Consider the following 20,740-nt stretch of genomic DNA (forward strand, 5'->3'; position numbering starts at 1 on the left):
CAGGGTGAGGTCAGGTTGACACTCACTGAATACTTTTTATTTACAACAGAGTCTCGTTTGCGAAAATATTTGAGGGTGTATACGACGGCCGCTTGCGATTTGCCGTATATGTAATTATCGGCCTTAGAACTTATGTTAAAGATGTATACAACAATGATGTCTCTCGTTTAGAGTTTTGGAGTATCCATAACCTTTCGGTTGTCAAATTGATATCGCTTTTGGAAAGATATACAAATGAGACGAGTTTTTTATAGTAAGTCCACTATCGTTGCTGGCCCGGATTTGAAAGGTGTATACAACATATAGATTTCATCGGCAACGCTTGTTGACTGTTGTTGCTGATCTCAATCTCAAATTGAAATGTATATGCAACAGCCATAAATTACGGCTTTACAAGGAACGGCACTATTAATCCAATTTTGAAAGGTATATACAACGTTACTATGCAACAGCTAAAAGTAGACGCTGTTGTTGGTGATCACAATTTGAAAGGTATATACAACAGGGCCTCTGTAATTATTATTACCGGGCGCGTTGTTGGTGATCACAATTTGAAAGGTATATACAACTTGTGCATTGTTATGGAAATGCAAGTTTTGTTGTTGGTGATCACAATTTGAACGGTATATACAACTGATGTATGGAATGGATGGCGTGCCGCTTAGTTGTTGGTGACCACAATTTGAAAGGTATATACAACGTTCGGAAACATCTTAAAAGAAATGGTTACGTTGTTGGTGATCACAATTTGAAAGGTATATACAACTAAGCGACAACATCGGTCAGGTCATCTGGGGGTGTTACAGATCCAAATTTGAAAGGTATATACAAGGCACAATACTTTAGGCTGGTTGTCCATCGAGGTTGCAACCCGCAATTTGACAAGTATATACACCCCCCAAGGCCCATCACAGCCATAGCAGTATGCTGGCACGCCAGCTGGGGTTCGGTAGTCGCGCCCACACAGTGTTACCTCTGCTGTACTGTTTTCCTATCCATCCCTTATAGATACCTTTTACTCGTTCGGAGTTTGCTCGGTTGTTAACTGATAAACTAAAAAGAAAAGGCTGCTTATATTCATGCAAGTATACTGTTTTATGTGAATTTGGGGGAAGGTTGGCCTAAGTTAAACATGGAGATAGGCCCAAATTGGACAAGTGCCCAATAAATTCCTTTGAAATCGCGTTGATTGTGATGTTGGTTTATCGACGATTGTTTACGGAGATTTATGCCTATTTAAACTGTAAATACAAATAGTCGCTTGTTACCAGTTCTCCGGCTTCGTTATATGAGGTCCAGGGAGATAGCGTAATTTCAATGGTATATCGCCCCGGTTTCAACGCAGATTTCTCCGTGGCGCACCAGAAAAACCTGGAAACTCCCTCCAATAGCTGGTCGTCCACTGTTGCTTCGATTTGACAGTCCGGCATTCCGGAATCCATGCCGAATGTGTCAAACCGCCTGACACCTGAAGACTTGCCATTCGAAAGGGTGCCTAAAGGCTGGCCATTGACAGATAGATTGTTCAGCGTTTTGCCGCTTACATTGCGGAAATCGATGACGATACCGTCCAATTCGGTCTTCTGGCAACTGGTAAGAAAAAGGGCTGAACCGATGAAAAGTAGGGTGCTCCAACTATATAACCGTTGTTTCATTGTGCCGTAGTTTATTTCTGTTAGTTGATTCGTATAACGGAATAAGCCTCGTAATCGCTACACCCGTTTATTGAAAAAAATATTGTTTATCTTTGACCATGGCACGAATACACTTCAAAAGCCGGAGAGATCCGTTGTTCGGAGTGGTTATCCTGGGCACCGTATTGACGATGCTCTTTGTATTGGTTGCCGAGCTAAACCGTATCACGCAGCCGGGCAACGAAGTAGAGGTTTTAGGGCTCATTATATTGGGACTTGTAATAGGTCTTATGTTTTGGTTGTGGTTTGATACCCGCTATTCTGTAGACGAAGCCTTTGTCTATTTCCGGTCAGGTCCGATCCGCGGGAAAATCCGCGTCACAGCGATACGCGAAGTCGTCATAGGAGAAACCATGTGGTCCGGACTCAAACCCGCCCTGGCGCGGAGAGGGGTAGTTGTGAAATATAACCGGTATGACGAAATCTATTTTTCGCCAGACAGTAATGAAGCGTTTGCCGCAGCGTTGCGTGATGTAAATCCTGATATCCAAATCGTTGGCAAGGAAAAAATCAAGTCTTTATAGCAGCGTCGTAGAATTCGTCCGTCCTACCGGTTCGCAAACGTTCCGAACCGAGTCTCCGGAGTTTTGGAATGGATGGCGAATTCCCTGCGTGTTCAGCAAACGTTTTCCAACAGCTTTTTCCGGGGTTTTAAATGTTGTTTCAAAAATGATACCGCTTGCAGAAATTTTGCAGAAAATAAGATGGGGGAGGTGTAGCATTTTGTTGCCCAAATCCGTCTATCCTGTAAAACAACACCAATGATGAATCGATTAATCACCTACAGAACAGCTTTGTCGGCCATTGCCATGCTTGGCTTTGCCTCCTGCGATAAGGCGGCGCCGGAAAAACTGGGGCCGGGCAAGGATTTGGTACTTACAGCTGCAGAACAACAAAAAGCGGGGAATGACAATCGGTTTGCTTTTGAGCTGTTCAGAACGGCAACAACAAACCTGAAGGCCAATGAAAATGCACTGCTATCGCCTTTGAGCGTGGGTGTTGCTTTGGCGATGACCAATAACGGGGCGGTGGGTGAAACACGCCGAGCGATTGAACAAACGCTGAAGTTTGACGGGTTCGATACGGAAACCATTAACGCTTATTACCAGAAGTTATTGACTGACCTGCCCGCTCTCGATCCGAGAACTACGCTGGACATTGCTAACTCCATCTGGTACAGACAGGGCTTCCACGTATTGCCGGATTTCTTGAATATCAACGGTACGTTCTACAATGCCAATGTGTCGGCGTTGGATTTTGCCGACCCCGCTGCCCGGGATGTGATAAATAACTGGGTAAGCAATAAAACAAGAAAGAAAATACCGACCATCATTGACAACGGTATTCCTGCCGATATGGTTATGTACCTCATCAATGCGGTTTATTTCAAAGGTACATGGGAGCAGCGTTTCAAAAAAGCGGATACCAAAAGAGGCGTGTTTTCGCTACCAGATGGTAGTACATTGCAAACGGATTTTATGCAGGTGAGACATAAGTTCAATCTGGCGGCGACGGATGAAGCGGAGGCCATAGAACTCCCTTATGGCAATAGAAAATACAGTATGGTGGTATTGATGCCGAGAGGAGGAACCACACCGGCGCAATTGGCGGAAAAATTGGTCGGCCCAGAAGCGTGGGCATCGGTGGTAGGCGCCTTTCGCACCGCGGAAGTCCAATTGGCGCTGCCAAAATTCAAATTCAGTTATGAAAACAAGTTGAATGATGAGTTGAGCGGCATGGGGATGGGGATAGCATTCAGCCCACAAGCGGATTTCTCGGGAATTGGGGGAGGACGGAACCTCGTCATCAGCGAAGTGAAACATAAGTCCTTTATCGAAGTGAACGAAGAGGGTACGGAAGCGGCAGCGGTTACCTCGGTAGGTGTCGAGCTTACTTCTGTTGGGCCAAGTGTTTATACACTTAACGTAAAACGCCCTTTCCTTTTCGCAATCCGGGAAATGAATACCGGGTTAATCTTGTTTTTAGGGCAGGTGAACAACCCATCAATTGAAGAAACCAAGGCGATATAGATCGTTGCAGTCGGGAGCAAAAACAAAAGGGAAGCGTTTGGGCTTCCCTTTTGTTTTTTCAATCGGTTTTTCTTACAAAGAATCTTGAGCTAATGAATCAAGCGAATCTACGGCAGCGTCGCCGATAGAGTCGATAGAATCGGTAGTTGCATTAACATCCGCTTCAATTTCATTTGTCAATGAATCAGCGGTGTTTTCACCGTTAGAAGTGCCTGAGTTACAAGCTGCAACGGCAACAGAAAGCGCTAAGCCTAAAAAACCGAATTTAAATGCGTTTTTCATTGTTAATTTCCTTTTTTGGTTAAAACAAATTTGTTTATTTACCCTTTAATACAGCGGCCCTGAAAAAGGTAACCCAAAAATTTTAAATAATTTAAAGGAACCCGTATCTTGTGGACGATGATAGACCTTGAGTTTAACCAAAATGAGGATCTGAACAGGCAGGCGGTTTCCGAGCTCAAAAATCGGCTGAAAAAAGTGTATGCCGGAGGCGGAGACAAGGCGGCTGACAAGCAGAAAGCGAAAGGTAAATTGTTGGCCCGCGAACGGATCGCTTACCTGCTGGATAGCGATAGGCCCTGGTTGGAAATCGGTGCACTTGCTGCAGCAGGGATGTATGCCGAGCATGGTGGCTGCCCCTCGGCAGGTGTAGTGGCGGGCATCGGCTATGTATCCGGCCGGCAATGCGTGGTGGTGGCTAATGACGCTACCGTAAAGTCGGGAGCTTGGTTTCCGATGACGGCCAAGAAAAACCTGCGTGCGCAGGAAATTGCCATGGAAAACCGGCTGCCCATTATTTACCTTGTTGATTCCGCCGGTGTGTACCTTCCCCTGCAGGATGAGATATTCCCGGATAAGGAGCATTTCGGACGCATCTTCCGCAACAATGCCCGGATGAGCAGTGAAGGCATCGTACAGATTGCGGCTATCATGGGCGCCTGTGTAGCCGGCGGCGCTTACCTGCCCATCATGAGCGATGAGGCCATGATTGTAGAAGGTACGGGCTCAGTGTTTCTGGCGGGGTCTTATCTGGTCAAGTCGGCCATCGGTGAATCGGTGGACAACGAAACGCTGGGTGGTGCAACCACACATTGCGAGATTTCAGGGGTGACGGACTATAAACAGCCGGACGACAAAACATGCCTGGATTCTATCCGGAAAATCATGGGAATGCTGGGTAAACCCAAAGACGCGGGGTTTGACCGTGTAAAGCCAGCGCCCCCTAAATCGGACGCACGCGAGATCTATGGGATACTACCGGCGTCGCGCGAAAAACCGTATGATACAAAGGAGATTATCCGCAGATTGGTAGACCACTCTGAATTCGAGGAATATAAAGCACTGTACGGGCAGAGTATAGTATGCGGCTTGGGCCGTGTGGATGGCTGGGCAGTAGGGATCGTGGCGAACCAGCGAAAGGTAGTCAAAACCAACAAAGGGGAAATGCAGTTCGGCGGCGTGATCTATTCGGATGCAGCAGATAAAGCCACGCGCTTTATCATGAACTGCAACCAGAAGAAGATACCGTTGGTTTTCCTTCAGGACGTAACGGGCTTTATGGTGGGCAGCCGTGCGGAACATGGGGGTATCATCAAAGACGGCGCTAAAATGGTCAACGCGGTGGCCAACTCGGTGGTGCCTAAGTTTACCGTTGTCATGGGCAATTCGTACGGTGCGGGCAACTATGCCATGTGTGGTAAAGCATATGATCCACGGCTTATCGTGGCATGGCCTTCGGCGAAGATTGCGGTGATGGGTGGTTCACAGGCGGCCAGAACACTACTCCAGATTCAAACGGCATCTTTAAAGGCTAAGGGCGAAGAGATCGAGGCGGAAACCGAAGCGGCATTGCTCAAGACCATTACTGAACGGTATGACGAGCAAACTACGCCATACTATGCAGCGGCACGACTTTGGGTAGATGCTATTATCGATCCGCTCGATACCCGCAAGGTGATTTCCATGGGTATTGAAGCGGCCAATCAGTCACCGGTTGAAAAGCCGTTCAATGTAGGGGTTATACAGACGTAATGGTTGTACTATTAAAAAAAGCACGATGTTCTCAAAAATCAAAAAGGCTTACCAGTTATTCAAAAGCATCGATTTTGAACAACTGGATAAGCTGTCGCGAAAGATAGACCTGCCTAAAGCGATGGAATCTTTTTCCAAGCTGGATGATAAACAGCTTAAGGGCTTGATGAAGATGCTGGACGGCGGAAGGCCTAAAAAGGAATTGCCGCCAATTAACGGCGACTTCTATGAATTGCATTTACGGCTGAGCGACGAGGATCGTGCCTTGCAGCTCAAGGTGCGGGATTTCATGGAACACGAAATACGGCCATTGGTTAACCACTATTGGCTGCGTGATGAATTTCCGTTCGAGATCATCCCCAAGCTGGCTGAATTGAATATCTGCGGCCTCACCTATAAGGGTTATGGCTGTGCGGGCAAATCATCATTGATGGAAGGCATCATTGCCATGGAAATTGCACGGATTGATGCTTCAGTTGCTACATTTTTCGGCGTGCAAAGCGGATTGGCCATGGGGTCAATTTACCTGTGCGGTTCTGAGGAGCAGAAACAGGAATGGTTGCCTGCCATGCAACAGATGAAATTGATTGGCGCATTCGGCCTTACCGAACCCGAGGTTGGATCCGGCGCTGCGGGTGGACTGACCGTGACGGCCAGGAAAACCGATAGGGGATGGGTGCTTAATGGGCAGAAAAAATGGATTGGCAACGCTCCCTTTGCTGATGTAACCATTATCTGGGCCAAGGATGTGGATGACGGGGAAGTGAAGGGATTCTTGGTACGGAAAGGTGCTCCGGGTTTTGAGGTGGAAAAAATCAAAGGCAAGATGGCGCTGCGCATCGTGCAGAACGGGTTGATTACGCTACGGGATTGCATCGTGCCGGAAAACGACCGGCTGCAGCATGCCAACTCCTTCAAAGATACGGCTAAAGTATTGCAGCTCACCCGGGCCGGTGTGGCTTGGATGGCTGTGGGATGTGCAAACGGGGCCTATGAAAATGCACTGGATTATACGCGTAAACGCAAACAGTTTGGTAAGCCCATTGCTTCCTTCCAGTTAATCCAAAACCACCTGGTGGAAATGCTATCTAACCTTACGGCCATGCAGACATTGGTATATCGCCTTTCCGAGCTGCAGGATGCAGGAATGCTGCGGGATGAGCATGCTTCGCTGGCCAAAGTCTTCTGTACGCTCCGCACCCGCGACATTGTGAGCCAGGCGCGCGAGGTAATGGGCGGTAATGGTATTCTGCTGGAATATGATGTGGCGCGCTTCCTGGCCGATGCCGAAGCCATTTACTCCTACGAAGGCACGAAAGAAATCAATTCGCTCATCGTTGGCCGGTCGATTACCGGATTTAGCGCCTTCGTGTAGGGCTGTAACGCACAGAAGCCGGGATGATTTCCTGGCTTCTGTGTTTCGACAAAGGTGGCTATAATTACTTCTTGCCCTTTTTTGCTTGCGCTTGCTGTTGGCGCATGTATTCTTCCATACGTTGCTGGAATTTCGATTTCTTCTGTGCTTCGGGCTTCTTCTTGTTGGCCTCAATGATGGCGAGTATTTTGTCGTCATTGATCAGCTGCCGGATAACCAGTTGCTGCCCGAAGGTGAACACGGTAGAAAGCAGGTAATAATAGTTAAGACCGGCAGGGAAACTGTTCAATACAAAGAGGAAAATCAGCGGCATGAAATAGCCGATGTATTTCATCTGCCCCGTAGCCCCGGAAATTGAATTGTTATACCAGGTGGAAAGCAGCGTGGCCACGGTCATCAGAATACACATCAGGCTGATGTGGTCCATGCCGATAATAGGTATCCGGGGGAAGGTGATGGGCGAATCGTATGTCGATAGATCCTTTACCCACAGAAAGCTCTCGCCCCGTAGCTCAAACAGATTGGGGAAGAAGAAAAAGAAAGCGATGGTAAAAGGCATCTGCAGGAGTAGCGGTATACAGCCTCCCAACGGGTTTACCCCGGCCTGCTTGTACAGTTTGAGGTATTCCTGCTGCAGTAAGGTCGGATTGTCCTGTCCTACCTTTTCCTTGATCTGATCCATCTCCGGTTTCAGCACCCGCATTTTGGCCATTGATACATACGAGCGGTAGGTCAATGGGGAAAGGACGAGTTTCAGCATTACGGTGAGGATGAGGATAACCAAGCCATAGCTCCAGTTGAAGCTGTCCAAAAAGGTAAATACAGGGATGGTGATGAACCGGTTGATCCATTTCATCGGCCCCCAGCCCATGTCTATCTGTTTTTCCAGTCCGTACCCATGGGCTTTCAGCACCTTGTATTGGTTCGGGCCGAAGAAGAAATGCATAGGGTAGGTGTTTACCTCTTGGCGGCCGAAATCGAGCCGCATATTGGCCGAAAACAGCTTTATGATATTAGCTTCGGGGCTGGAATACACATTTACCTTGCCGCCCTTGAAGCCGTTTTCAGCTACCAGAACATTGGAGAAGAAATGTTGCTTGAACGATATCCATTCCACCTGTTCTTTGAGTTCTTCCTCGTCATCGCCGTCCGTGCCGAGATGATCAACTTCACCATCTTCAAGGGCATAGTACAAGGTAGAGCGTTGGCGCTCGCTCGCTATATCCTTTTCCTTCTGCGTAAGTGCTGCCTCCCAATTAAGTATCAGTTGGCTTTCTGTGGGAGCTACAATGTCCTGTAATCCCTTGGTCACGATAGTAAAGCCCAGGTTATGATTGTCTCCTTTAATGGAGTAAATATAGTCGATGTATTTATTGTCGGCATAAGTCAGCCTGAGCGTTACCGAAGCTGAGTCCTGCCCCGTGACATGAACATCGCCGTCGGCCGTGGTAAAATAAAGGTCATTGGTGATGATATTTTTTCCAGCCGCCGAAAAAAACAGCCCGAACTTGTTGTTATCGCCATCGAATAACACGAGCGGTTGTCCGTCATAGGTTGTCTCGCCTTTAAGCGCTACCGATTTTACGCGGCCGCCTTTCGTACTGATGCTGGCCCTGATGTATTCGTTTTCAAGGGTGACGAGGCGCTCTTCCCCTTGCAGGGCGGTTCCGAAGGGCCCACTAAGTAAAGTGGAGTCGATGGCGGTACGCTGTGGCGTTGCTGATGTGTCGCTGTCTATCTGTTCGATGCCCGCCCGCGCGCGGGCAAGGGAATCCTGTAATTGGCGCTCCCGTTTTAGTTCCTCTTCGGATGGCTGCATCAAATAAAATGAGCCGGCGATGATGACGAAAATTAAAACGAGCCCTGTAATTGAATTTCTGTCCATTTCTAAATCTGCGCTATTTCTGTTTCGCTGCTTTGCGATGTGCCAAGGAAGCGGCTACAAAACTAACAAAAAGTGGGTGAGGATTTGCAACCGTCGATTTTAATTCAGGGTGAAACTGTCCGGCTACAAAAAATGGGTGGTTTTTGAGTTCGATGATTTCGACAAGCTTGTTGTCGGGGTTGATGCCTGATGCAATCATTCCTGCCGCTTCGTATTGCGCCAGGTAGTCGTTGTTAAATTCATACCGGTGGCGGTGCCGTTCGGATATCCGTGCCTTTCCGTAAATTGCAGCGGCCTTGCTGCCTTTCTTGAGCTCGCAGTCATAAGCCCCCAGGCGCATGGTGCCGCCCATATTCTTGACCTTTTTCTGCTCTTCCATCAGATGGATAACCGGATGCGGGGTTTGGGGGTCCATTTCATAACTGTTCGCGCCTTTTAGTTTCAAGACATTCCGGCCAAACTCCACAACGGCACATTGCATGCCAAGGCAGATACCAAAGAACGGTACGTTATGCTCGCGGGCATAGCGGATAGCAGCCAGCTTGCCGTCCAGGCCGCGTTCGCCGAATCCAGGAGCCACCAACACGCCGCATGCACCTTTCAGCTTTTCTTCTACGTTGTCCGGCGTAATGCTTTCAGCGGCGATATATTTTACCCGCACTTTGCATTCGTTCACAGCGCCGGCGTGTATGAACGCTTCATTGATGGATTTATAGGCATCGGGAAGCTCGACGTATTTTCCTACGAGCGCAACGGACACTTCAGCCGTGGGGTTTTTCAGTTTGCCCAGGAAGACTTTCCAGTTGTTGAGGTCTGGCTCGCTTTTGGTGGAGAGCTTAAGCTTGGTAAGTACGGTCTTGTCTAATTGCTCCTTGAGCATCAACAGGGGTACATCGTATATAGATGGGGCATCGATGGATTCGATCACCGCATTGACATTAACGTTGCAAAATAATGCCAGCTTTTTGCGGATATCCGAATTGAGGTGGTGTTCGGTCCGGCACACCAGCACATCGGGCTGCACGCCATACTCCAACAGTGTCTTTACCGAGTGCTGGGTAGGTTTGGTTTTCAACTCGCCGGCCGCGGCGAGGAAAGGAACCAGCGTCAGGTGGATGACCAATGAGTTGTTCGTGCCTAACTCCCAGCGCAACTGGCGCACCGCTTCGATGAAAGGCAGCGACTCAATATCGCCTACGGTGCCTCCAAGCTCGGTAATTACGATGTCATAATCGCCGTTTTTGCCAAGCAGGCACATCCGCCGCTTGATTTCGTCTGTGATGTGCGGTACAACCTGGACGGTTTTGCCGAGGTATGCCCCCTCACGTTCCTTGTCTATCACGTACTGATAAATACGTCCGGTAGTGACATTGTTGGCCTGAGACGTAGGCGTGTTGAGAAAACGTTCGTAGTGGCCAAGGTCAAGGTCGGTTTCTGCTCCGTCTTCAGTGACATAGCATTCGCCGTGTTCATAAGGATTAAGCGTGCCGGGGTCGATATTGATGTAAGGGTCGAATTTCTGGATGGTTACTTTGTAGCCCCGTGCCTGAAGCAGCTTGGCCAAAGACGCCGAAATAATACCTTTTCCCAACGACGAGGTAACGCCGCCCGTAACAAAAATGTATTTAGTCATGACAAATTCTGGGTGTATTTTATACGCGGTCTAAGCTAAAAGCGCCTCGAACATCACGTTTGTGTACGGGATGCAAATATAGGTCTTTTTTCTGAATTCGGGCTAAAAGAAATTTATGTTGCAGGCCGGCCGCCTGCCGGGCAGGGTTTTTCCGGATGCGTAACTTTCCTATTACGTATTGATTTTCTTGTGCCGGAATCACATTATCCGTATATTTTTGGTCGGAATCACCCTTTACAAGATGAGAAAACCGATACTCTTTCTTTTTTCAATGTTCATCCCCGTCCTGTTAATGGCGCAGGAGACCTATCCCGTGAACGGGTCGCATGACAAGCGCCCGGCGTTGTTTGCTTTTACCAACGCCAATATCGTGGTAAGGGCCGGAGAGGTTATTCGAAACGGTACATTGTTGGTCAACGAACAACGCATTGCGGCGGTCGGCAGAACTCAGTCTGTTCCCAAAGGTTACGTAGTGATCGATTTACAGGGTAAGTTCATTTATCCGGCTTTCATTGATGCGTTCAGCGAGTACGGACAACCCGGTAATGGCCGGACCACGAGCCAGCAGACGTCAGGCGGTCGGCGCGCCCAGATCTTTGAATCGACCAAAACAGGGCCCTATGGGTGGAACGAAGCCATACGACCGGAGGTGGCTGCTAAGGAACATTTCACGGTAGATGAGCGGCAGGGCGAAGAACTTAGGAAAATCGGTTTTGGAGCTGTGCAGTCGGTCATACGCGATGGTATCGCCCGGGGAAGCTCTGTGGTCGCCACACTGGCCGATGGCCGGGCGAACGAGGTAATCGTCATGCCGGAAGCGGGAGCACATTATTCGTTCAGCAAAGGCTCAGCGCAGACGAGCTACCCGTCGTCACTGATGGGCACAATCGCCTTGTTGCGGCAAACCTATTATGATAGCCAATGGTATCAAAAGCAAAAAGACGAATATAATATCTCCTTGGATGCGTTCGGTAAATTGCAATCGCTTCCCCAGTTTTTCGAAGCGAGCGATGTGCTGGACATTCTTCGGATCGACAGGATTGCCAAGGAGTTCGGAAAAAGCTATATCATCAAAACAGGAGGTAACGAATACCAGCGCCTTGCAGACGTCAAGGCTACCAATGCGAGCCTGATTGTTCCGCTTACCTTTCCCAAAGCCTATGATGTGGAAGATCCGGCGGATGCCCGCAACGTTACGTTGGCTCAGTTGAAACACTGGGAGATGGCGCCGGCTAATCCGGCCATGTTGGAGAAGGCAGGTGTCCGCTTCGCAATCTCACCGATAGGCCTGGATAATCTCCGTGATTTCTGGACCAACCTTCGCTTGGCAATAGATAACGGACTTTCGGAAGACTATGCATTGCAGTCCCTGACGGAAATTCCTGCCGGAATGCTGGGACTGTCGGATAAGTTGGGTACACTCGAAAAAGGGAAGTTGGCCAACTTCATTATCACGAGCGACACGTTGTTTAAGGAGGGAACCATTATCCATGAAAACTGGGTGCAGGGAAAGAAATTTGTCGTTTCCCAGAGGCAGGGGAAATCCATATCGGGAGAATACGCTACACAATTGCCCGGCATGGGCATGGCTAAACTCTTTGTCCACGACCGGCAGGGTAAGCTGGATGCTCACCTCGCGATAGGCAGCGATACCACCAAGGCAACAATATCCCGCACGGGTGATCTACTGTCCTTCAGCGCTAACCCTAAGGGACCGCAGGGAAGTATCCGTGTGAGCGGCTATATAGCAGCGGAAGATCCTGTGGTGCTGAAAGGCGAACTGGTGCTGCCGGACGGGGCTTCCCATGCTTGGACGGCCACTTATGTTGCGGCATATAGTGCAAAGATAACGGATAGGCGGAAAGCGGAAAGAAACATGCCTGCTGTTGACGGTAAGCTGGTTTATCCGTTCGTCGCGTTCGGTAACGAGGAGCTACCCAAGGCGGTGCCCACGTTGATTAAGAACGCTACGGTGTGGACTAACACAGAAGAAGGTATTCTGGAAAATGCCGATGTCTTGCTGGCAGACGGTAAGATAAAAGCCGTGGGGCAAAACCTGTCATCTGCCGGTGCCACGGTGATTGATGGCACCGGTAAGCATGTGACCCCCGGCATCATTGATGAACATTCGCATATCGCGATCACACGCGGAGTAAACGAGGGCTCCCATTCTGTTACGGCCGAGGTACGGATAGGCGATGTGATCAATTCAGAAGATATCAACATTTACCGGCAACTGGCTGGCGGAGTTACTGCCTCTCATTTACTGCACGGGTCGGCAAATACCATCGGGGGGCAGTCGCAACTGATTAAGCTGCGTTGGGGTCAGAATCCTGAAGGGCTGAAATTCGGCAATAACGATGTTTTTATCAAATGTGCGCTCGGCGAGAACGTGAAGCAAAGCAACTGGAATATCGTTGGTACTCGTTTCCCACAAACCCGCATGGGGGTGGAACAGGTATTTTATGATGCCTTTACCCGGGCAAAGGAATACAAAGCCCGCAGGGCTGCAAATGATCCTTCATTGCGGCGCGACCTGACCCTTGACGCATTGGTTGATATCCTGGATAAAAAGCTGTTTATCACCTGTCATTCCTATGTGCAGTCTGAAATTAACATGCTCATGCACGTCGGTGACAGTATGGGGTTTACGGTAAATACGTTTACCCATATACTGGAGGGCTACAAAGTAGCTGATGAGATGGCCCGCAGGCGCATAGCCGGGGCCTCGTTTGCAGATTGGTGGGCATATAAGATGGAAGTGCAGGAAGCCATACCGTACAACGCTTACTTGATGCATAAACGTAATGTACTAACTGCCATTAACTCCGATGATGCTGAGATGGCCCGCAGGTTGAACCAAGAAGCGGCGAAGGCTGTCAAGTACGGCGGGGTAAGCGAAGAAGACGCCTTGAAGATGGTCACGCTCAATCCTGCCAGGATACTTCATGTGGATGACCGCGTGGGAAGTATCGCTTCTGGAAAAGACGCCGATGTAGTGGTGTGGAGCGATAAACCGTTGTCCATATACGCCAAGGCCGAAAAGACATTCGTGGACGGCGTAAAGTACTGGGATATTGAAGAAAATGCGGCCAAGCAGGAGGCTGTGGAGGCCGAGCGGGCACGCCTCATCCGTAAATCGCTGGAAGCTAAGCGGGGTGGCGGTGTTACACAGCGCCCGGTGGCACAGCCGAACAGGGAATACCACTGCGATACCATCGGTGAAATTGCTGAACTGGACGAACATGCAGACTACTAACCGGAACACCACAATGAAAGCAAATTCAATCACAACATATTTTTACGTCCTGGCGATAGGAATAATAGCTGTTCACCGCGCGGGAGCCCAACCTACCATCTATCCTGCCAAACCCCAGGAACAGGCGATTGCCATAACCGGGGGCACTATCCATGTGGGTGATGGCCGGGTTATTGAGCATGGGACACTGGTGTTTGAAGGCGGTAAGATTATTGGTGTAGGAAGTACCGCCGCCATACCTGCCGGGGCGCACACCGTTGATGCGACGGGGAAACATATCTATCCTGGCTTCGTCGCGCCAAACACCAACCTGGGGCTGGTGGAAATCCAGTCGGTGAAGGCAACGGCCGACTACGCCGAAGTTGGGGAGAATAACGTACATGTCCGGTCGCTGATTGCCTACAATACCGACTCCAAGGTGATAAATACCTTGCGTTCCAACGGGATACTGCTGGCACAAATAACGCCCCAGGGTGGTTTGATTTCCGGTCAATCGTCCATTGTGCAGTTGGATGCATGGAATTGGGAAGATGCCGCTTACAAGGTTGACGAAGGTATTCATGTCCATTGGCCTGCTATTCCTTTTTCACGTTCAGGTAATGCCGCCGCTCAAGACCAGGTACAATCGCAGATAGACTTGTTGAACGATTACTTGCTGGAGGCCAGGGCCTATGGTGAGTTAACGGGCAATTATACAGTCAATCCGCGTTTCGAAGCACTTAGGGCGGTGTTTTCAGGCGATAGGCAGGTATACGTGCATGCAAATAAAGCCAAAGACATCATCTCGGCAGTTACCGCACTAAAACGGCACGGCATTCGTCCGGTGCTGGTGGGAGGGGCTGAGGCCCATTTGGTTACCGACTTGCTGAAGGATAACCAGGTGGCGGTCGTTCTCCGCCAGCCCCACTCGCTGCCCTCGGGTACCGATGTGGATGTATCCCTTCCTTTCAGGCAAGCCAAGCTACTGACGGATGCAGGTATATTGGTGGCTTATAGTATTGAAGGTTTCTGGCAGCAGCGGAATCTCCCTTTCATGGCGGGTACGGCAGCTGCCTACGGTTTGGATAAGGAACAGGCGCTGGCGATGATAACCAGCAATGCGGCCAGGATACTGGGGATTGATGACCGCACGGGTACACTGCAGGTGGGTAAGGACGCTAATATTATCATATCGACGGGTGATGCACTGGATATGCTGGGCAACAATATTGAACGGGCGTTTATCCAAGGGCGGGACATCACATTGGATGACTTGCATAAGCAACTGTTTGAACGCTATCAATACAAATACGGGATGGCAGGGGAGCAACAGGAACAATAACGGCAATGGATGCTACGGACAAAAAAAAGAGAAGCTATCTTTTTCAGATAGCTTCTCTGCAATGTCTTTTTCCCGGCAATCCGGTGTTATATCCGCTTGCTCTTGATACGAGCAGCCTTGCCTGTAAGTCCGCGCAGGTAATACAGTTTCGAGCGGCGCACTTTACCATAGCTATTTACTTCAATTTTTTCAATGTTGGGTGAGTTTATCGGAAAGATACGCTCTACACCTACTCCGTTGGAAATCTTGCGCACGGTAAACGTTTGGTTGGTGCCGATGCTATTACGTTGGATCACAACCCCTTGGTAAACCTGAATACGCTCTTTGTTCCCCTCGCGAATTTTATAGTGGACGCTAACGGTATCCCCAGCTTTGAATGCGGGAACATCGTTTTTTGTTACCGCCTGCTCTTCTACAAATTTTACTAAATCCATGATTTTGAGTAATTAATAACGATTATTATCCCGTAAAAATCGAGCTGCAATATTAGCGATTATTTTCCGGATATAAAAATGGTTTTGTGAAAAAGAATTGCAAGGTTGTTTTTGGAAATTGAATTTAATTTTTACCTTTGCACTCCCCACAGGGACGGGGTGTAGCGTAGCCCGGTTATCGCGCCTGCTTTGGGAGCAGGAGGTCGCAAGTTCGAATCTTGCCACCCCGACAACATGAATGTCAAAAGACATAAAAAAACCCTCTAATCATTTAGGGGGTTTTCTTTTTTACCCTGTATCAGTTCGGGGCAAAGGATAACAGGGTGTTTTTGCCCTATTCTTAACCCCGTTTCACAAATACGTAGCTGTTGCCTGATATTTGTTAGGGTGTGTCGATCACATTGTTCTATCCGTTTCGGAGCATATCGGCATAAGCATCCGGAAGCGGGCTGTCTTCCACGGCTCTGGCTGCTTTTTCCACGTCATAGCCAAAGCGGATAAAATCAACGCCGATGCTGTCTTTTTTTCTTGTAGTACTGTCGGGATTGATTGTCAGAATCACATATCCGCCTCTCGGGTCACCGTCTTTAGGTTTACCCACCGAGCCGATGTTGATGGCATGCAGGTAGCGCGTTGCGCCGTCCGTCTGCACGGGAAGGATGCGGTGATAGGGTATATGGGTATGGCCGAAGCACATAACCGTTGCCCCCGCCTGCTCCATAATGCGGATCATGCTTTTTTCTTCTCGATCTTCAAACAAGTATTCATTGACCCTCCTTGGGCTGCCGTGCACCAGAAGCACGTCCATCTTTTCATCACTTAGTTGGTATTCCAACCGGATATGGGCCGGCAATGTACGGAGATAGGCGCGCTGGTCTTCGCCGACCACCTCATTCGTATAGGCAATGGAAACGTTGCCCATGGCCTTTTCCTCATCGGTTTTATAGGCGCAGCCGCAATCGTCGCTGGCTCGACCGATGCCCCAATCGTAGTTGCCGGCAATCGAGGGGATACCGCGTCTGCGTACTTCATCGATTACTTCATTGGGCCAGATATTGTAGCCTACCAGATCACCGAGGCAGTACACAGCATCCACACGGCGTGTTTCCAGGTCCTCAAAAAATGCTTCCAGCGCCGGTAAATTGGCGTGAATATCGGAAAATAATGCTATTCTCATCTTAATATAGTTAAGTCGTACTTATTTTTTTCTATTGGTGTTTGCGCTTTCGCCGGTGTCCTCCAAAAGATTCCATTGGCAAGGGCGCTTCGATAAGCTCCTTTTTCATCGTCGATATCATTTCAGTACAGTGGAAACTCCGCCGCTATAATATTTCTTCCGGAACCAGAATGCCAGGTTGACCAGCGCGATAAGCGCCGGTACTTCCACCAGGGGGCCGATGACTCCTGCAAAAGCCTGGCCGCTATTGATGCCGAACACCCCGATGGCCACGGCAATGGCCAGTTCAAAATTATTGCCCGTGGCGGTAAAGGCAATCGCTGTATTCTTTGAATAATCTGCTCCGGCCCGCTTGCCGAGCAGGAAGCTGAATACAAACATGAACGCAAAATAAATCACCAGGGGGATGGCTATCCGCACCACGTCCATGGGGATCTGTACGATCAGTTCACCCTTCAGGCTGAACATCACCACGATGGTAAAAAGCAGTGCAATCAGCGTGATCGGCGAAATGAACGGCACATAAGTTCCGGTAAACCAGTTCTCGCCTTTCCATGCAATGAGTGCATACCGGCTGATTACTCCCATCGCAAAAGGAATCCCCAGATATATCCCCACGCTTTCGGCAATCTGGCCGATGGTGATGTTTATCGCTGTTGCTTCAATACCGAACATCGGTGGCAGTACCGTGATAAACAGGTATGCAAAGACGCTGTAGAGCAGTACTTGGAAAATACTGTTCAAGGCGATCAGTCCCGCTGCATATTCCCTGTTCCCTTCCGCAAGTTCATTCCACACTACGACCATAGCAATACACCTGGCCAGCCCAATCAGGATTAACCCTACCATATATTCGGGGTAATCCCCCAGGAAAGCGATAGCCAGCACGAACATGAGCACAGGGCCGATTATCCAATTGAGCAGGAGCGAAAGACTCAATATCTTGGTGTCCTTGAAAACCTTGCCGAGATGCTCATATTTCACCTTTGCCAACGGTGGGTACATCATCAGGATTAGCCCGATCGCCAATGGGATGTTGGTTGTCCCGCTGGAAAAGGAATCGATGAAACCCGCCGAGGAAGGTATAAAGTAACCGATCCCCACACCCAGCGCCATCGCAAGAAATATCCACACGGTAAGGTACCGGTCCAGGAAGCTAAGCTTCTTTCTTTTTGCCGCAGGGGCACAGCTCGTTGCTGACATATTGCTGTTTGTTTTTTAGTAACTGAGTAAAGGCTTTATGGGAAGCCTGTGGCGAAATGGCAGAGGTAACCTTCTGCCACTGGCAGCGGCAACTGTTGCCGGTGCAGAGCACCAGTGTTTTTTTATTCTTTCCATATTAGCAGCAATCTCCGCCCGGTGTGCAGCATGATGATACCCCAACGGGTATCTTTACCAGTCCGTTCTGTTGTTGTGCCGGTGGAACCCCGCAGGCATCCTGTGCGAGACACGCCGTGGCTTTATTCTTGAGCACAAAATGGCTGCTATTGAAATCAAGGTCGTAACGGCCGATGGTATTGCTCTGGTATTCCACTTCCACTTCAGCATCTTTGATGCCCAGCTTGTCTTCTGAAAGCTCGATGATATGGAGTAATTTCCCAGGTTTCAGCCGGTGCTCGTAATCATCGGCGTTCCACAGTTGGAAATTAACCACTTCTTCGCAGCGGGTCACGCCGCCGCAGTCGATGAAATGTTTGATTGTTGTTCCTACCTCGGTGACATGGAAATGTTCGGGGACAAACGTGCCGTCTTCCAGTTGGAAAACCACGTTATCCAATGTCGGTAGGAGCTTTTTTACTTCAGATAATTTCATTGTATTCTGTTTTTTGATTATATTGTATTAACGCATTATTACGATGTACGGGATCAAAAAATGTTAACAGCACTTACCGGCACAAACAGACGCATCCTGCGAGAAGAAAGCGTTTAGCTCATCTTTAATTGATTGCCACATTTCTTCATCGATGCAGTAGCACACACTGGTGCCTTCGATGGTACCCTTAATGATGCCGATGTTTTTCAATTCACGGAGGTGTTGGGATATGGTAGGTTGGGCTAATCCGAGCTCCTGAACCAAATCATTGCAGATACAAGACTGTTGCTTGATGATATGCTGCAAGATGGCGATGCGTGCAGGATGGCCCAACGCCTTGAAGGTAACGGCCAACTCATTTTGTTTCTCGCTGAATATTTCTGTCTTGGTAATCCCCATTGTTGTATAAATTAATTGCAATATTACGATAAATTGGCGACATGTGCAATTTGTCGTAAAAATATTCGATTCCCTGCCATGTAGGGTGATGACAGAAACAGCATTGTACAGGCTTAGCCCCATTTTCGGAAGAGCCGGGCATGCGAAGAATTTTTCTTTAGAAAGGCGGTCACAAATACCGATTTTTAAAACACACGCGAAAATAAAGAATGTGTCTCGGTAAGCTGTTGATGTTCAGTGTTATAATTGTGTTTCGTAAAGTGAAAAGAAGGTTCTTTAGGTAAAGATTATAAAGTTTTATTAATCAAAAGTGTATAGTGTATTATGTTAATATTACATTTAGATAAGTCTGGCAGGGGACCGATTATTTATTTGTATCTTCGCTGCTCTTGGAGAAACCTTAAAATTATGATCAAGACAATAATCAATACCGCCGTCGTGGGAGCCATCTCAATGCTCTTGTTTGCCGCATGCGGCCAGCGAAATACCACAACAGCATTTACAAAGTCCGGATTAGATAGACGCAATTTTCAGCGGGTGATCGATGGCGACTCAACGGATCTTTTCGTATTGACCAATGCTGCAGGTATGGAAGTTTGCATCACTAATTACGGTGGCCGTATCGTTTCAATGATGGTGCCGGATGCGGAGGGCGAATTTCGAGATGTAGTGCTCGGGTTTGACAACATTGACGAGTATACTTCCCGGCCGTCCTCATTCGGGGCGACCATCGGGCGTTTTGCCAATAGGATTAAACACGGCCGGTTCGTACTGGGTAGCGATACGGTTCGCCTTGATGTGAACAGCGGTATACACACCATTCATGGCGGAAGCGAAGGATGGCAATATCAGGTATTTGATGCTGTGCAGCCGGATGACAGTACATTGGTTTTAGCCTATTTGTCGCCCGACGGTGAGGGAGGTTTCCCCGGCGAGGTAAACGTCGAGGTCACGCTGTCCCTTGGCCATCGCAATGAATTGGCTATTGATTATCGGGCATCGACGACAAAGACGACGGTTATGAATATGACCAACCACAGTTTTTTCAACCTTTCCGGGGATGCGGGCAATACTATTTTGAACGATATACTTTTTGTAAATGCAGATGGGTTTACGCCATTAGACAGCACGCTGGTTCCCACCGGCGAGATTACACCGGTAAAGGGCACGCCGTTCGATTTTACCAAGCCTTTGGCTATCGGCGAAGGCATGGCGAGGGATACCCTTCACGAGCAATTGCGGGTTGCCGGAGGCATTGACCATAATTTCGTGTTAAACACCAGGCATGATCCTTTGGTGCCCGCTGCCCGGCTATATTCACCTCGAAGCGGTATAGTGATGGAGGTATATACCACCGAACCCGGATTGCAGGTTTATACGGGTAATATGCTTGACGGTTCCCGCATAGGCAAACGGCAGCAACCCTATGACAAACAGGTGGCCGTATGCCTGGAAGCACAGCATTTTCCGGATTCTCCCAATAACCCGCAGTTTCCTTCTACGGTAATAGAGCCCGGTACGCCGTACCGGAGCAGTTGCACATACCGTTTTCTTACGGAAAGGTAGCCGGAACATGGTTGCCGGAAAAGGTAAAAAAGTGTTAAAAAAGTTGTGGTTTTCAGTGAAAGTGCTTTATTTGCAATTTGAGTTGTGTGTGTTAACGATTGGTAACGAAAGGATTACAGTTGT

Annotated in this window: 16 protein-coding genes and 1 tRNA gene; 8 read left to right on the forward strand and 9 right to left on the reverse strand. The window is 48.8% G+C overall.

The window, feature by feature from the left end; genetic code table 11:
• Window positions 1-1,232 precede the first annotated feature (1,232 nt).
• On the reverse strand, window positions 1,233-1,655 hold the full coding sequence (locus BM030_RS02665; protein ID WP_090970760.1) for a hypothetical protein: 423 nt from the start codon (window positions 1,653-1,655) through the stop codon (window positions 1,233-1,235).
• A 98-nt stretch (window positions 1,656-1,753) separates the two neighbouring features.
• On the opposite strand from BM030_RS02665, the gene BM030_RS02670 reads away from it, so the two are divergent.
• Together BM030_RS02670 and BM030_RS02680 are read left to right on the forward strand one after the other, a co-directional pair.
• Window positions 1,754-2,218, forward strand: coding sequence for a PH domain-containing protein (locus BM030_RS02670; protein WP_090970761.1), 465 nt, complete (start codon window positions 1,754-1,756; stop codon window positions 2,216-2,218).
• Between the two features lie 237 nt (window positions 2,219-2,455).
• Window positions 2,456-3,724: a serpin family protein gene (locus BM030_RS02680; protein WP_244518617.1), complete on the forward strand. Its 1,269-nt coding sequence runs from the start codon at window positions 2,456-2,458 to the stop codon at window positions 3,722-3,724.
• 72 nt (window positions 3,725-3,796) lie between these two features.
• On the opposite strand, the gene BM030_RS02685 is transcribed toward BM030_RS02680, so the two are convergent.
• The gene (locus tag BM030_RS02685; protein ID WP_090970765.1) at window positions 3,797-4,006 is read right to left on the reverse strand and encodes a hypothetical protein; all 210 of its coding nucleotides are present in this window, start codon (window positions 4,004-4,006) and stop codon (window positions 3,797-3,799) included.
• Between the two features lie 120 nt (window positions 4,007-4,126).
• On the opposite strand from BM030_RS02685, the gene BM030_RS02690 reads away from it, so the two are divergent.
• On the forward strand, window positions 4,127-5,755 hold the full coding sequence (locus BM030_RS02690; protein ID WP_090971035.1) for an acyl-CoA carboxylase subunit beta: 1,629 nt from the start codon (window positions 4,127-4,129) through the stop codon (window positions 5,753-5,755).
• Window positions 5,756-5,780: 25 nt separating this feature from the next.
• Entirely contained in the window at window positions 5,781-7,130 is a 1,350-nt protein-coding gene (locus tag BM030_RS02695) for an acyl-CoA dehydrogenase family protein (RefSeq protein WP_090970767.1), read from the forward strand.
• 64 nt (window positions 7,131-7,194) lie between these two features.
• Here BM030_RS02695 and yidC read toward each other — a convergent pair whose 3' ends face one another.
• Window positions 7,195-9,015, reverse strand: a complete 1,821-nt coding sequence (gene yidC / locus BM030_RS02700; RefSeq protein WP_090970768.1) for a membrane protein insertase YidC — start codon at window positions 9,013-9,015, stop codon at window positions 7,195-7,197.
• A gap of 13 nt (window positions 9,016-9,028) precedes the next feature.
• Window positions 9,029-10,648, reverse strand: a complete 1,620-nt coding sequence (locus BM030_RS02705) for a CTP synthase (protein WP_090970769.1) — start codon at window positions 10,646-10,648, stop codon at window positions 9,029-9,031.
• Between the two features lie 241 nt (window positions 10,649-10,889).
• Between BM030_RS02705 and BM030_RS02710 the strand changes: the two genes are divergently transcribed.
• Both BM030_RS02710 and BM030_RS02715 read left to right on the forward strand, forming a co-directional pair.
• Entirely contained in the window at window positions 10,890-13,907 is a 3,018-nt protein-coding gene (locus BM030_RS02710) for an amidohydrolase family protein (protein WP_090970771.1), read from the forward strand.
• A gap of 13 nt (window positions 13,908-13,920) precedes the next feature.
• Entirely contained in the window at window positions 13,921-15,228 is a 1,308-nt protein-coding gene (locus tag BM030_RS02715; protein ID WP_090971037.1) for an amidohydrolase family protein, read from the forward strand.
• An 86-nt stretch (window positions 15,229-15,314) separates the two neighbouring features.
• On the opposite strand, the gene rplS is transcribed toward BM030_RS02715, so the two are convergent.
• The gene (gene rplS / locus BM030_RS02720) at window positions 15,315-15,662 is read right to left on the reverse strand and encodes a 50S ribosomal protein L19 (protein ID WP_090970773.1); all 348 of its coding nucleotides are present in this window, start codon (window positions 15,660-15,662) and stop codon (window positions 15,315-15,317) included.
• A 155-nt stretch (window positions 15,663-15,817) separates the two neighbouring features.
• Between rplS and BM030_RS02725 the strand changes: the two genes are divergently transcribed.
• Window positions 15,818-15,892, forward strand: a tRNA-Pro gene (locus BM030_RS02725).
• A gap of 176 nt (window positions 15,893-16,068) precedes the next feature.
• On the opposite strand, the gene BM030_RS02730 is transcribed toward BM030_RS02725, so the two are convergent.
• From BM030_RS02730 to BM030_RS02745, 4 genes are all read right to left on the reverse strand, one after another.
• Window positions 16,069-16,839: a metallophosphoesterase family protein gene (locus tag BM030_RS02730; protein ID WP_090970775.1), complete on the reverse strand. Its 771-nt coding sequence runs from the start codon at window positions 16,837-16,839 to the stop codon at window positions 16,069-16,071.
• A gap of 117 nt (window positions 16,840-16,956) precedes the next feature.
• The gene (arsB, locus tag BM030_RS02735; protein ID WP_090970777.1) at window positions 16,957-18,042 is read right to left on the reverse strand and encodes an ACR3 family arsenite efflux transporter; all 1,086 of its coding nucleotides are present in this window, start codon (window positions 18,040-18,042) and stop codon (window positions 16,957-16,959) included.
• Window positions 18,043-18,178: 136 nt separating this feature from the next.
• Window positions 18,179-18,652: a DUF6428 family protein gene (locus BM030_RS02740; RefSeq protein WP_090970779.1), complete on the reverse strand. Its 474-nt coding sequence runs from the start codon at window positions 18,650-18,652 to the stop codon at window positions 18,179-18,181.
• A 63-nt stretch (window positions 18,653-18,715) separates the two neighbouring features.
• Window positions 18,716-19,051, reverse strand: coding sequence for an ArsR/SmtB family transcription factor (locus BM030_RS02745; protein WP_090970781.1), 336 nt, complete (start codon window positions 19,049-19,051; stop codon window positions 18,716-18,718).
• A 408-nt stretch (window positions 19,052-19,459) separates the two neighbouring features.
• Here BM030_RS02745 and BM030_RS02750 point away from each other — a divergent pair, with 408 nt between their 5' ends.
• Window positions 19,460-20,617, forward strand: a complete 1,158-nt coding sequence (locus BM030_RS02750) for an aldose epimerase family protein (protein ID WP_090970783.1) — start codon at window positions 19,460-19,462, stop codon at window positions 20,615-20,617.
• Window positions 20,618-20,740: the final 123 nt, after the last annotated feature.

Source organism: Parapedobacter composti, from assembly GCF_900112315.1.
GTDB classification, from domain to species: Bacteria; Bacteroidota; Bacteroidia; order Sphingobacteriales; family Sphingobacteriaceae; genus Parapedobacter; species Parapedobacter composti.